Annotated in this window: 8 protein-coding genes; 3 read left to right on the top strand and 5 right to left on the bottom strand. The window is 60.1% G+C overall.

Annotated features, from left to right (window positions below):
- Position 1: 1 nt before the first annotated feature.
- Positions 2 to 1342 (bottom strand): hypothetical protein, encoded by a 1341-nt coding sequence (locus tag OHL14_RS12995; RefSeq protein WP_263379787.1) that lies wholly within the window; start codon positions 1340 to 1342, stop codon positions 2 to 4.
- A gap of 3 nt (positions 1343 to 1345) precedes the next feature.
- Complete coding sequence (locus OHL14_RS12990) at positions 1346 to 2443, bottom strand: bifunctional glycosyltransferase family 2/GtrA family protein (RefSeq protein ID WP_263379786.1); 1098 nt, start codon at positions 2441 to 2443, stop codon at positions 1346 to 1348.
- A gap of 344 nt (positions 2444 to 2787) precedes the next feature.
- Between OHL14_RS12990 and treY the strand changes: the two genes are divergently transcribed.
- From treY to OHL14_RS12975, 3 genes are all read left to right on the top strand, one after another.
- Positions 2788 to 5448, top strand: a complete 2661-nt coding sequence (treY, locus tag OHL14_RS12985; RefSeq protein WP_263379785.1) for a malto-oligosyltrehalose synthase — start codon at positions 2788 to 2790, stop codon at positions 5446 to 5448.
- 5 nt (positions 5449 to 5453) lie between these two features.
- Positions 5454 to 7199, top strand: coding sequence for a malto-oligosyltrehalose trehalohydrolase (gene treZ / locus OHL14_RS12980; RefSeq protein WP_263379784.1), 1746 nt, complete (start codon positions 5454 to 5456; stop codon positions 7197 to 7199).
- Positions 7200 to 7316: 117 nt separating this feature from the next.
- Positions 7317 to 8771 carry a DHA2 family efflux MFS transporter permease subunit gene (locus OHL14_RS12975; RefSeq protein ID WP_263379783.1) on the top strand — a complete coding sequence of 485 codons (1455 nt, stop codon included), beginning with the start codon at positions 7317 to 7319 and terminating at the stop codon, positions 8769 to 8771.
- Positions 8772 to 8888: 117 nt separating this feature from the next.
- Here OHL14_RS12975 and OHL14_RS12970 read toward each other — a convergent pair whose 3' ends face one another.
- The 3 genes from OHL14_RS12970 to OHL14_RS12960 are packed head-to-tail and all read right to left on the bottom strand — an operon-like array spanning position 8889 to position 13938.
- Positions 8889 to 11552 (bottom strand): M16 family metallopeptidase, encoded by a 2664-nt coding sequence (locus tag OHL14_RS12970; protein ID WP_263379782.1) that lies wholly within the window; start codon positions 11550 to 11552, stop codon positions 8889 to 8891.
- 53 nt (positions 11553 to 11605) lie between these two features.
- Entirely contained in the window at positions 11606 to 12760 is a 1155-nt protein-coding gene (locus OHL14_RS12965; RefSeq protein ID WP_263379781.1) for a trans-sulfuration enzyme family protein, read from the bottom strand.
- Positions 12757 to 13938 carry a trans-sulfuration enzyme family protein gene (locus OHL14_RS12960; RefSeq protein WP_263379780.1) on the bottom strand — a complete coding sequence of 394 codons (1182 nt, stop codon included), beginning with the start codon at positions 13936 to 13938 and terminating at the stop codon, positions 12757 to 12759. The genes OHL14_RS12965 and OHL14_RS12960 overlap by 4 nt, the downstream gene beginning before the upstream one ends.

Below are 13938 nucleotides of genomic sequence, written 5' to 3'. Positions count from 1 at the left end.
CCTAACTTGTCTCTTCGGGCCGCACCGAGAACCGCGCCACCAGAGCGATCGCCAGGAAAAATAGCATTGTCACCGGCAGCACGCGATCGGCCCAGATCGTCAGCAGCACCCGCGCCGTGACCGTCTCACCCTCCACGAGCCAATAGAGGCTTGGCAGCCATGCGCAGGCAGCCAGGCTGAAGAGCCATGGCCGCGCGCGTTCGTAAAATACGTCGCGGCCACGCAAAGCCAAAAGTACGCCAGCCACGGGCAGCACGCTTGTGTACTGGTACTCCCACGTTGTGGGATACGCAAGGAAGAACGAGATCGACACAGCCATCAACAGCAGCAGCAAAGCCTCCAGCCGAGGTCTGCCCTGCCGCATCCGGCCCACCAGCAAAGACAGTCCCAGCACAGCTAGCGCAGGCATTTGATAGATCCATGCAGGCGTGCGCGTTCCCGTCAGCACATCCAGAAACACCGGCAGGGAGAATACGTCGATATGCACGAACCGCGTTCCCGTCTGGGCGATCAGGTTGAACCAGTGAATGCTGTTATCCTTCATGTCCGCGTTCAACTGGAAATGGTTCGCATAGATGTTCATCGTCGCGCGCACATAGCCAGGATGCCCTGCCAGCCAGGCCACGCGTCCCAGCCCGATCGCTTCAGGGTTCAGCGCGGGCACAACTTCAAAGACAACCGACACGATGGCATACACAGCCAGCGCGCGCACCGCCGATCGCCGCGTTTCCTTCACTAACAGCAAGGCAGGAAACATCAGCAGCACCACCGGCTTCGACAGCAGTGAGAGCAGCAGCCCTGCCAGCAGCAGCGTTTCGCCACGCCCACGATACGTCATCGCCAGCACTCCGGCAAACACCATGCCTATAGCCAGCACCAGCACCGCTTGCACGTTGCCTACAAACAGCATCCAGTACGTCGGGAACGCTGTCAGCATCAGGAACCAGATCAGCCGTTGCATCAGCGCATCGTCGGTCTGCCGCGACAGCAACCATGCACACGCGGCCATTATCGCCAGCGAGAGCATCGTGTAAACGCCGTAACTCGTCATTGCATCGAACCGCGACAGCCAGCTGCCTAACAACGGCGCCAAAGCCGGATGCGCGAGGTACATCGTCGCATGCGAACCATAGCTGGACTGACTGAAGGTGTCGTACATGCTTTTGCCCGCAACAAGATTGAGAAATCCCCGCGGCAGCGAGAAGTAGTCGATGCCCTGCACATCCGCATGCATCGCATCGAAGAAGAAGGCGTTCAGCAGACCCAGCCGCAAGCTCAGCAACTCTACCAACACGCCCAGCCCCGTCAACCACGGCAGCACCTTGATCAAGACGTTGCGCATCGCCTAACGGTTCTTCCTCTCTGCCAGCATCTCCTGTCCTCTGAAAACGAACGTTCGCTGCATCGCAAAACTTACCAGGCTAAGCACCGTGTCCACGACGATCTTTGCGGCATACACGTTCCAGTGTGCTCGCCTCGTCAAAGCTGTAATCGATACCGCACTGATGCAGGCAATAATCAACACCAACGCATAATAGCGCCACAGTGCCTGCTTCAACGCGCCTCGACTCTGGAAGACATATTTCTTGTTCACTGCAAAGTTCACCAGCGAACTCAAACGCCCCACGGCTATGCTGAACACGATGTTTCCTGTCGCTGCAAACGCCAGCGTGAATCCCACAAAGTCGATAGCTGCCGCCAGCACCGCTGAAAAATAAAATCGCACCAGCACAAAGTAAATGCGCATCGAGTCGCGCACCGGATCGAAGTGCGACGAGCGGTTGTTCTCGATGTACACCGTCTCGATTGGCACCTCCACCGGCTTGCGCCCGCTGCGGCACAGCACAGCGAGTACCGTCATCTCGTACTCATATCGCTCGCCATCGAGTTGCATCAACTCCGGCAACAGGGCGCCCGAAAAGCCGCGCAAACCCGACTGCGTATCTCCCAGCTTCGTGCCGGTCAAAAACGAGAAGACATACCGCGTAAGTCCGTTGCCAAAGCGACTTCGAAAAGGCACATCGCCAGAAAACGCCCGTGTTCCCAGGACCGCGCCACTGGCAGCCTCCGGCAGCGCCAGACCCACCGCAACAATATCAGCCGCTCTATGCTGACCATCGGCATCCGCCGTCACAACACCCACATATCCCGGTAAAGCATTCAACACATAATTCAGTCCCGACTTCAGCGCCCGGCCCTTGCCCAGGTTTACCGCGTGGCGCACCAGATGCACCCTGGGTCGCTGCTCCAGCCCATCGAATAAGCTGCGCGACTCTTCACCGCCGCCGTCATCCACCAACACAATCGCGCCGAAACCTGCCATCAGCAGTTCGTCTACCAGCAATACCAGCGCCTGCTCCGGCTGCCATGCCGGAATCAACGCAGCGATCAACGCAAGCGCAATCTCCGAACGCGGATCGGAATGGATCTGGGACGTCTGCATAAAATGAATGACTCCACCCTACAACAATGGTCACCTGACGTGCAGCCCTGCGTCCCCCGTGTTGAACTCCGCGCCACTCGACCCTCAGACAATGCATCTCCCAAGAATTGCGCCATCTGCACGCGAAACCTCACCCTTCAGCTGCTTTTTCATCCCACGCTACGGCTTCCACCCGATAAATCCGGGCAGGAGAAACCTCATCCCGCTCCCGCTGCATCCTAAAGAATAAGCTCGCGGCATCCGGTCGCTTTCACCCTCATCACAGCCGTGCTCCTAGCTCGGCCTCACTGTCAGCGCACCTGCCTCAAATCACCACGGTCATCGCTGGCTGGGACCTGTACGCAATGCCAAAACAGCTCACGTCTACATATCGCCTTCAGCTCAACGCCGACTTCAACTTCGACGACGCTGTCGCAACGACTGACTACCTCGCAACCCTCGGGATTTCACACGTCTACACCTCGCCTTACCTTCAGGCCGCCCCCGGCAGCACTCACGGCTATGACGTCACGGACTTTGAGCAGGTTAACGCCGAACTTGGCGGTTCTGAGGGACAGGAACGCTTCTTCGCGAAACTCGCAGAACTGAACCTGGGCCATATCCTCGACATTGTGCCGAATCACATGGCCCTCGCGCGCAACAATCCCTACTGGCGCGACGTGTTGGAGAATGGTCGCCACAGCCGCTATGCCGAGTTCTTCGATCTTGAATGGGAGTCCGGCGAAGAGCGGATGCGCAACAAGATACTGCTGCCCATCCTCGGCGATCAGTATGGGCTTGTCCTGAAATCAGGCGCGATCAAGGTTCTTCGTAGCAACGTCCGGTTTGAGGTTCTCTCGAACGATGAGCACCTTCCCGTGTCCATCGGCTCTCTCTCGCTGATCCTCGCCCCGGCGGCGAAGTCCTCTCGCTCCGCTGAACTGGGATTCCTTTCAGACGCCTTCGACCGACTCGCCCAGCGCGATGTCGATGGCTATGAGGCAGTGCAGACTCTCTATCGCGATCAGAGCGCCCTCTACTCGCTGCTTGAAAAACATCTCGCCGAAGATACCACCGTCTCTGTCGCCATCGACGAAGTCGTTAGCACGATGAACGGGAATATAGAAGCGCTCGACGCCTTCCTGCAGCGCCAGCACTATCGCCTTGCCAGCTGGCACGCTGCCGATCAGGACCTCGGCTACCGTCGCTTCTTCGACGTCAACTCCCTCATCGGTGTGCGCGTCGAGTCCGGTCGCGTCTTCCTCGCCACGCATAACCTCGTGCTGCGCTGGTTGCGCGAAGGCAAACTCGACGGCGTTCGTGTCGATCACTGCGACGGTCTACAGAACCCGCAGCAATACTTCGAACGCCTCCGTGCCGAAGCACCCGACGCTTGGATCGTCGCCGAGAAAATTCTCGCGCGCAATGAGTGTGTCCCCGATGAATGGCCCATCGATGGCACCACCGGCTACGAACTGCTCAACATGGTGAATGGTCTCCTCGTCTCCCCTGAAGGCTTCGCCGCGCTCGACCATACCTATTCGGAAGTCATCGGCAAGACCATCGACTATCCCGCGCTCATCCGCGAAAAGAAAATCAACGTACAGCAGGAAGCCCTCGGCAGCGACGTCAATCGTCTCGCTGGCCTTTTCCTTTCCGTCTGCGAGAACGATCTCGATCACCGCGATTACACGCGATCCGAGATCCGCCACGCCATCCAGGAGATCGCCGCTTCGATGCCGGTCTATCGCACCTACGTGTTGCCCGATCAGCATCTTCGCGCCTTCGACGCCGCCGTACTCAGCACAACCGTTGACACCGCCGCGCGTAATCGTCCCGACATCGACAAGCGTCTCTTCGACTTCATCGGCGATGTGCTCATGCTTCGCCGCACGGGCGCGCTCGAGTCCGCTTTCCTGCTCCACTTCCAGCAGTTCACTAGCGCCGTCATGGCCAAGGGCTACGAAGACACCGCCCTCTACTGCTACCACCGCTTCATCGGCCTCAACGAGGTCGGCAGCAATCCCGAAGCCCCGCTTGCCTCGATCGACGAGTTCCACCGCTTCAACACCGGCCAACAGAAGCACACACCTTGCACGATGGTCACACTCGCCACGCACGATATGAAGCGCGGCGAAGATGTGCGCGCTCGCCTCGCTGCCATCAGTGAGCTGCCTCGCTTCTTCACTGAGACTGTCGAACACTGGTACGAACTCAATGCATTCGCGCGCACGGACAACTCCCCTGATCCAAACACCGAATATCTCTACTACCAGACCGTCATCGGCGCATGGCCCATCGACGCCGATCGCATGAAGGCCTACATGCAGAAGGCCACTCGCGAAGCCAAGGAGCAGACCTCGTGGACCAACAACAACAAGGCCTTTGAGGACGCGCTCAACACCTTCATCGATCGGACGCTCGCGGACCCAAAGTTCACAGAAGACGTGCAGGCCTTCGTCGATCGCATCCAACTTGCTGGCCGCACCAACTCCCTCTCGCAGACCTTGCTCAAATACACGGTTCCCGGCATCCCCGATCTATACCAGGGTTCCGAGCTCTGGGACCACCGCCTCGTCGATCCTGACAATCGCACGCCGGTTGACTACGCAAACCGCATCGCGCTCCTTGCTGAACTCGACGCCCTTGCGCCTGAAGACATCCCTGCAAAGATCATGTCTCGCATGGAAGAAGGGCTTCCCAAACTTTGGACCACGCATCAAGCTCTCCGCGTTCGTCGTGAATGCGCCGCCTGCTTCGGTCCTAAAGGCAACTACAAGCCACTGCTCGCGCAAGGCACCCGCGCCGAGCACATCGTCGCTTTCTTACGCGGCTCGCGCGTCGTCAGCTGCGTACAGCGACTCTCATTCGGTCCTGCCGCTAGCGGCTGGCAGCAAACCTCCATCACCATCCCGCGCGGTAAGTGGACCAACGTCCTCGACATGAAGCATCACCGCGGCGGTCTTATTCTTATTGAAGATCTTTTCTCCACCTTCCCCGTCGCGCTGCTCGTAAAGGAGGCCTAGCGTCTATGCATCACTTCTCTCTCTGGGCTCCGCGCCGTAAATCCATCGCCGTGCAGGTCAACGGCGAACGCTTCCCTATGCAACGCGGCGACCGCGGCTACTGGACCGTCGATGTCCCGTCCGCCAAACCTGGAGACGACTACGGCTTCCTCGTTAACAAAGACACTAAGCCCTATCCAGATCCACGCTCGCTCCAGCAACCTCAAGGCGTCCATAGCCTCTCCCGCCTTGTTGATCTCGACGCCTTCGCATGGACCGACCACGACTACCAGCCACCAGCTTGGCCCTCCGCGATCGTCTACGAACTGCACATCGGCACTTTCACCACTGAAGGCACCTTCGCTGCTGCTGCTGAAAAGCTGCCCTGTTTACGCGACCTCGGCGTCACCCACGTCGAACTGCTTCCCGTTAACTCTTTCCCCGGCCATTGGGGTTGGGGCTACGATGGTGTCTCACTCTTCGCTCCGCAGGAAGACTACGGCGGTCCGCTCGGCCTGCAGCAGTTTGTCGATCGTGCACACTCTCTGGGTCTCGCCGTCCTCATGGATGTCGTCTACAACCACTTCGGTCCCGACGGCAATTACAGCGGCCTCTTCGCACCCTACATCACAGAAAGTCACCACACTCCCTGGGGCGGCGCCATCAACTTTGAAGAAGGTGGCAGCACCGAGGTCCGCCGCTTCTTCTGCGACAACGCTCTGCTCTGGCTTCGCGATTACCACATCGACGGACTTCGTCTCGACGCCGTCACCAGCTACGTCGATCGCTCCGCCGTGCATATCCTTGAGCAGTTAGCCACGGAAGTCGATGCTCTTTCGGCTGAGACGAAACGCCCCCGTGTCCTCATCGCCGAAAGCGATCTCAACGACCCGCGCATCATGACTCCCCGCACCACCGGCGCCCCCGGCGTCCCCGCGGGCTATGGCCTCAACGCGCAGTGGAGCGACGACTTCCACCACGCGCTCTTCGCTTTCCTCACCGGCGAGCGCCAGAGCTATTACGTCGACTTCGGCAAGCTCTCGCAGCTCGCCAAGACCCTCACCGACGCCTACGTCTACGATGGCACCTACTCCACCTTCCGCGAGCGCAACCACGGTCGCCCCATCAATGGCCTCGACGGTACCCACTTCCTCGGCTACATCCAGAACCACGACATGGTCGGCAACCGTCCCTACGGCAACCGTATCTATGACGTCGCTGGCTCGCGCAAGGCAAAGCTCGCCGCCGCCCTCGTTCTAACCTCGCCGTTTATCCCCATGCTCTTCCAGGGTGAAGAGTTCGCCGCCAGCTCTCCCTTTCTTTACTTTGCCGACCACGAAGACGAAGCTCTCGCCAAGGCCGTCTCCGATGGACGCCGCAACGAGCACCAACACCACGGCGCGGAAGACATCCCCGACCCCGAGTCCGAAGAGACTTTCCTTCGCTCCAAGCTCGACTGGTCCGAAACTTCCCAGCCCGAGCACGAAGCGATGCTCCACTGGTATCGCTCTCTCATCGAGCTGCGCCGCAACCAGCCTTCCCTCCACGACGGTCGCCTAGATCTGGTCCGCCCCGCTTTCGACGAGCAAGCGAAGTGGCTCACAATGCAGCGGCAGGATGTGAAGCTCTACTTCAACTTCAGCGACGTCCCTTTGACACTCCCTACCGACGCGAAGTCCATCCTGCTTTCGTCCGACGAGGCGATCACAATCAACGACAGCCGCCTCCAACTCCCGGCTCTTTCCTTCGCCGCCGCCCTAACAAAGATTTAGTCCCATGGAGATCCCATCTTCGCGACAGCTTCATCGTCGCGAAGGCGGGCATCGCGCAACGCGCGAGTTCCTAGCCTCCCTGCCCCGGCTCTCTCGCATGCCATCATAAGTAGATACATGACGCCGACGACTCCCAACACCATCGCCACGCCCCCGCCACCCGGAGCCAACAAGCAACTCCTCCCCTGGCTCGTCGCCGTCGCCTTCTTCATGGAGTCGCTCGACACTACCATCCTTAACACCGCCGTCCCCTCCATCTCTGCCGCTCTTCACGTCGCTCCGCTCAGCATGAAGTCTGTGCTTGCCAGTTACACCCTCGCGCTCGCGGTCTTCATCCCGATCAGCGGCTGGATGGCCGACCGCTTTGGCACCCGCCGCGTCTTCGCCTCCGCCATCGGCCTCTTCACTCTCGGCTCGCTGCTCTGCGGTCTCGCGCCCAACATCGACCTGCTCGTCGCCTGCCGTCTGCTGCAGGGTTGCGGCGGAGCCATGATGGTCCCCGTCGGTCGACTCACCCTCGTCCGTACCTTCGCCAAATCCGAGCTCATCCGCACCATGAGCTTCGTCTCCATCCCTGCACTCATCGCCCCTATGCTCGGCCCCGTCGCCGGCGGTCTCATCGTTGCCTACTTCCATTGGCGCGTCATCTTTTTCCTGAACGTCCCCATCGGTCTGCTCGGATTGCTCATGGTCTACAAGCACTTGCCCGATTACCGCGAAGAGAAGACCCATCCGCTCGATGTCGTCGGCCTCATCCTCTTCGGCGCCGGTGTCGGCCTGCTCTCGTACGTGCTCGAAATCTTCGGCGACCACGCTCTCTCCGCGACCGAGATGTCGATGCTTCTCCTCACTTCACTCGCCCTGCTTACCGGCTACTGGATGCACGCGCGCATCCTTCCCTATCCACTGCTCGAACTCTCGCTGCTCAAGATCCGATCCTTCCGCGCTGCGGTCAGCGGAGGCTTCTTTACGCGGCTCGGCATCGGCGGCGTCCCGTTTCTCCTGCCGCTGCTCTATCAGATCGGCCTCGGCTATACCCCCGTGCAATCCGGCCTGCTCATCATGCCGCAGGCGGTTGGAGCGATGGCCATCAAGGCCTCCAGCCCGCGCATCATCCGTCACTTCGGCTATCGCGGCATCCTGATCTCGAACACCTTCATCATCGGCCTGCTCCTGCTCGCCTTCTCCAGCATTCACCTGCACACCCCGCTCTGGTTCATTCTCGTCCTGGGCCTGTTTTACGGAGGCTTCACCTCGCTGCAGTACACCTGCCTCAACACCCTCGTCTATGCCGACACCGACGAGCACCAGGCCAGCTCCGCCAGTTCCATCGCCAGCACCGGCCAGCAGATGTCAATCTCCTTTGGCGTCGCTGCCGCAGGCCTCACCACCGCCCTGTTCATCCCGCACGACACCGACTCCTCGATCGCCACCATCGCAGGCATCCACAAAGCCTTCTACGCTCTGGGCGGGTTGACCATCCTCTCCACCTTCGTCTTCAGCAGCCTCAAGGCCTCCGACGGTGCCGATGTCAGCGGCGCAGACGAACACTCCGTCCCCCACGGCGCCTGATCGACACCCCTCATACGAAGAGGCGAGAGCAATTGCTCTCGCCTCTTCGTATGAGCGAACTTCTGCACAATGTTGCTTTGAAGGGTACGGGCTTCGGCCCCGGAGGGAAGGTCAGGTCTACTGCGGAGCCGGCCCGCGCACTACCTGCACCAGATTGTCCGTCCGAATCTGTCGAGCAAACGCGGCCTTCACCTGCTCCGCTGTCAGCCCGACATAGATCTTCGCAGCCCGCAGCGACTCATCCAGCGGCAGTCCCATCTCGGCACGCGCCAGCATCAGCCCGGCAACCGACTCCTCGCTCGACTCGTTCAACGGAATCTGCCGCAGCAGCAGCGCCTTCGCCTGATGCAGTTCGCCATCGGAGACGTTCTCCGTCGCCATCTGGTGCAGGTCGCGCTCAACCAGACCGCGTGCCTTCGACACTTTGTCCGGATCGCTGCCGTAATCGACCGAGTACGTCGCCCGCGTCTTCGAAGCCGACAGGCTCACATCGACCGTGTACACGTATCCCGCTACCTGCCGCAGGTCGTGATACAGCCGCGTCGCATAGAAGCCGCCACCCAGAACATGCGTCCCGAGCTGCAACGGATAGTAGTCAGGATCGAAGCGGTTCAGCTTCAACTCCTCTGCGAGCACCACCGAGTCCTGCACCTGCTCCGCGTCGGGAATGTTCGCAGCCGAAGCCTTATTCACCGGCACCGCAGGCAGGGTCGTCTCCGGCTTCGGTCCAGTCGCCTTCCACTCGCCGAAGTACTTCTCGACCACCGCCTTCGCCTCTGCCGGGGTCGTGTCGCCGATCACCACGATCGTCGTCAGGTCCGGTCGCATCGTCGCCGCATAGAACTGCTTCACATCCTCCAGCGTGACTCCCGTCAGGGAAGCAGGCGTCGACTCCCGCAGCTCAGGATCGCCCGTCGGCAGCAGCGCCAGCTCCAGCGCACGCGATGTTTTATACCCAGGGCTCTTCATGTTCCCTGCAGAGAACTGGACACTCTGCTGCTTCGTGATCTTAAACGCCTCGGCAGGCAGCGCCGGATGTAACTCATTATCTGCGAGCAGTTCCACGCCGCGCGAGAAGTGGTCCTTCAACACCGAAAGCGAGAACCGATAGCCCGCCGTCTCACTCGCCGCAATGTCATCGAGCGCCTTCTGGAACGCGATCCGATCCAGGCTCTTCGTGCCGTACGAGTACAACCCGTCGAGCAACTCGCCCACACCCTCCTTGCCAGCGGGCGTCTGCAGATCGCCATCATGCTTCACCGATCCGATTAGCGTCACCGTCGGGCTTGTCTTGTCCGTCCGCACGATCAGGCGAATGCCGTTTGCCAGCATCGTATCGCTCGCCTGCGGAATGCTCGTCGGCACCTTCAATTCGTTCAGCGAAGCCTTCGCCCACTCGGGCAGCTCCACCGGCTTCGTCGGAGCAGACGTCACCTGTTCAGCCCCACCAAATCCCTTCGTCGACGCCGGCTCTCCATTCGGAGTCGGCTTCAGCACCGCCGTGATGGTGTTCGCGTTCAACAGATATTGCTTTGCCACACGGTTCACATCCGCCAGCGTCACCTTGCGGATCGCCTCGATATCTTCATCGGGCGAGTTGCGCCCCTCGCCTGCCAGTGCCGCCGACCACACCGTCGCCAATCCTGGAATCGAGTTGCGCTGGAACTCCGTCTGCGCCAGCTCGCTCCGCTTCGAAGCCTCAACCAGCTCCTCAGGAACACCCTTCATCGCATAGGCATTAAGGATGTTACGCATCTCCGTCATCGCGGCATCGACGCTCACGCCCGCAGGCTGCGCAACGAGTCCGAAACCAACGCTGGCCTTCGGATAGCTCTCCGCCAAGCCAAACTCCGACGCCAGCGACTTGCCCGCAGGCACCATCGCATACAGATCGCCACGCTGGCTGCTGAGCACATCCACAAGGATCTGCGTCGCAGCGTAGTCCGGCGACTCCGTACCCGGCAAGCGGTACGCTACAAAGCCCAGCACATACGGCAGGTTGCTATCGAGCGAGAATGTCTCCGGCTTCACCGGCTGCAACTCGATCTTCGGCCGCTCCGGCAGCATGTGCTGCTTCGTATCGCCGAACAGCTTCTTGATCTTTTCGAGCGTCGCCGTCGCATCCACGTCACCCACGATCACCAGGATTGCATTCTGTGGCGTGTACCAGCGATCGGCAAACTCCTTCAGCATCGCACCCGTCGTCTTCTCGAACGACTCGCGCGTACCCAGCGGATCATGCGCATACGGCGTTCCGGCAAACATGTCAGCATTCAACCTATTGATGAACTTGTACGTCGGATTCGATAGATCGCGCGATACTTCCTGCTCGATCGCACCGCGCTCCTTCTCCCACTCCGCCTGAGAGTTGTCGATGCCATGCAGACATGCCGACTGAGCTTGAAGCGCTACATCAAGGTCTGCGGCCGGAACCGTCGCGTAAAACTGCGTGATGTTCTGCTGTGTGTCCGCGTTGTTCTGCCCACCAAGCTGCGCATAGATTGCCGCCGTTTGGTCCGCGCTCATCCCCGTGCAGCCACGGAAGGCCATGTGCTCCTCTGCGTGCGCGGAGCCGGGAAAGCCGTCAGGCGTCTCGTTGCCGCCGACGAGGAAGTTCGTCTCCACCGTGACCACCGGCGCCAGCGTGTTGCGCACAATGACCACGCGCATCCCGTTAGCCAGCGTGGCGCGCGTCACACCCTCTTCCGCAGCCTTCGCTCCCACCGCGCTGCTGAAGAACAGACCACTGCACAAAACTAAAACCAGCAGACGACTCGACATCACACACTCCTAAACCGTTTAACGTTCGCCAGATAACTTCGACACCTAAAGCTCTAAATGAGATCGAGACATCGTGACAGGTCTGCAATCAGATCGTCAGTATCTTCGATGCCCACCGCGAGACGCAGCAGATCGGCAGGCGGAATCCGCACACCCTTCATCCCCGCCGGAACGCTGGAGTGAGACATCTTCAGCGGAATGCTGATCGACGACTGCACGCTGCCAAAGCTCAGCGAGATGCTGAACAATTCCAACCCCTCGGCCATCTTCTTCGCCGCCTCAGCCGAGCCGACCGTGAAGCTGAGCAGCGCTCCGCCGCCCCGCGCCTGCCGCTGGTGCACGTCGTGGTCCTGATGGCTCGCCAGCCCTGGATAGAAGACCTCACCCACCTTCGGATGCGAAGCCAGGAAAGCCGCAATCTTCTCCGTGCTCCGCTGCGCGGCATCGATCCGAATCTTCAGCGTCTTTAGCCCGCGCAGAAACAGGTAGCTATCAAAAGGACCAAGTGCAGTTCCCTCCGCATTCTGTTGAAAGTAAACACGCTTGCCAAGCTCGGCGTCCTTCACCACAATCGCGCCAGCTGTCACGTCGCTGTGTCCGCACAGGAACTTTGTCGCAGAGTGGATCACGATGTCCGCTCCCAGTTCCAGAGGGTTCTGCAGGTACGGGCTCATCACGCTGCCATCGATCGCAAACAGCGCTCCGTGCTTCTTCGCCACAGCCGCCACCGCAGCAATGTCGACCACCCGCAGGAACGGGTTCGTCGGCGACTCGATATAGACCATCTTCGTCGCGGGCGTGATCGCGGCTTCGATCGCCGCCGTGTCCGTGGCGTCGACATACTTCACCACGATGCCCGCACGGTTCAGCACCTGCGCGAACAACCGGCTGGTTCCGCCATACAGGTCATAGTCGGAGACGATCTCATCCCCCGCACTCAGCAGCCGCATCGTCGCCGTGATCGCCGCCATGCCGCTGTTGAAGCAGAACGCCCGCGTGCCACCCTCCAGCGCAGCCATCTGGTCTTCAAGCACCTTGCGGGTCGGGTTGCCGCTGCGCGAGTAGTCATACTCCCCCAAGGCATCCGCCGCCTCCTGCTCGAAGGTCGCTGTCTGGTAGATCGGGGTCGTCTTGGGATGGTAAGGATCTTTCGGTGATGCATTGAACTGGATCAGCTTTGTTGCAAACTTCCATGCAGCTAACGTCATCGTGCACTCCCAAAGACCACCGTAAAGGCCTGCTCAAAATCCTTGATGAGATCCTTCGGCGACTCAAGGCCCACCGACAGACGAATCAGGCGATCCGTCACGCCGAGCTTCTCGCGAATCTCCAGCGGGATATCACAGTGCGAAGCCGTCGCCGGATTCGTGATCAGCGTCTCGACGCTGCCCAGGCTCTCCGCGCAGGTGCACAACTTCAGCGAGTTGATAAACTTCAGCGACTCCTCCGTGCTTGCCTTCAGCTCGAATGCCAGCATGCCGCCGAAGCCCTTCTGCTGCTTCTCGGCCAAAGCCTTCTGCGGGAACGAGTCGAGCCCCGGATAGTAGACGCGCTCCACACGAGGATGCGCCTCCAGCCACTCCGCCACCTGCTGCGCATGCTGGCAATGAATCGCCAGTCGCGCCGGCAGCGTCTTGATGCCCTGCAACGTCAACCACGAGTCCATCGGCGAAGCGATCGTGCCAAGCACCTTGCGGATAAACCGCAAACGCTCCGTGATCTCTTCATTGTGCGTGGCCAGCGAGCCGCCGATCGTCGCATTATGCCCATCGATATACTTCGTCGTCGAGAGCATCGAGATGTCGGCGCCCAGTTCCAACACGTTCTGCAGCAACGGCGTCAGGAAGGTGTTATCGACGGCGAGGAGGATGTTCTCATGACTGTGCGCAATCTCGGCCAACGCCTTCACGTCGCTTAGCCGCAGCGTTGGATTCGCAGGCGTCTCGATGAAGATGAGCCGCGTGTTCGGCTTGATCGCCTTCTCCACCGCCTCCGGCTTTGCCGTATCCACGAAGTCGAACTCGATGGCGAAGTTCTTCAGCACCTGCTGAAATAGACGCACTGTTCCGCCATAGATCACCTCGGAGAGAATGACGTGATCGCCAGCCTTCAACAAAGCGAGACACAGCGTGCTGATCGCACCCATACCTGAACGGAAACACAGGGCATGCTCTGTGCCTTCCAGAGCGGAGATCGCCTGCTCCAGCGCGTTGACCGTGGGGTTGGCACCGCGCGAATAGCCATAGCCCTTGGTGACACCGACCGACTCATGAATGTAGGTCGCCGTCAGGTGGATCGGAAACAGGATCGAGTTCGATTGATACTCGTACGCTCGGTTGGTATGAATGGCCAGTGTCGATGGCTCAAAATCGGGACGTTCGGACAT

Source organism: Granulicella paludicola (assembly GCF_025685545.1).
Lineage (GTDB): Bacteria > Acidobacteriota > Terriglobia > Terriglobales > Acidobacteriaceae > Granulicella > Granulicella paludicola.
Note: the sequence above shows the minus strand (reverse complement) of the source record. Positions and strands in the feature narration are given on the sequence as shown.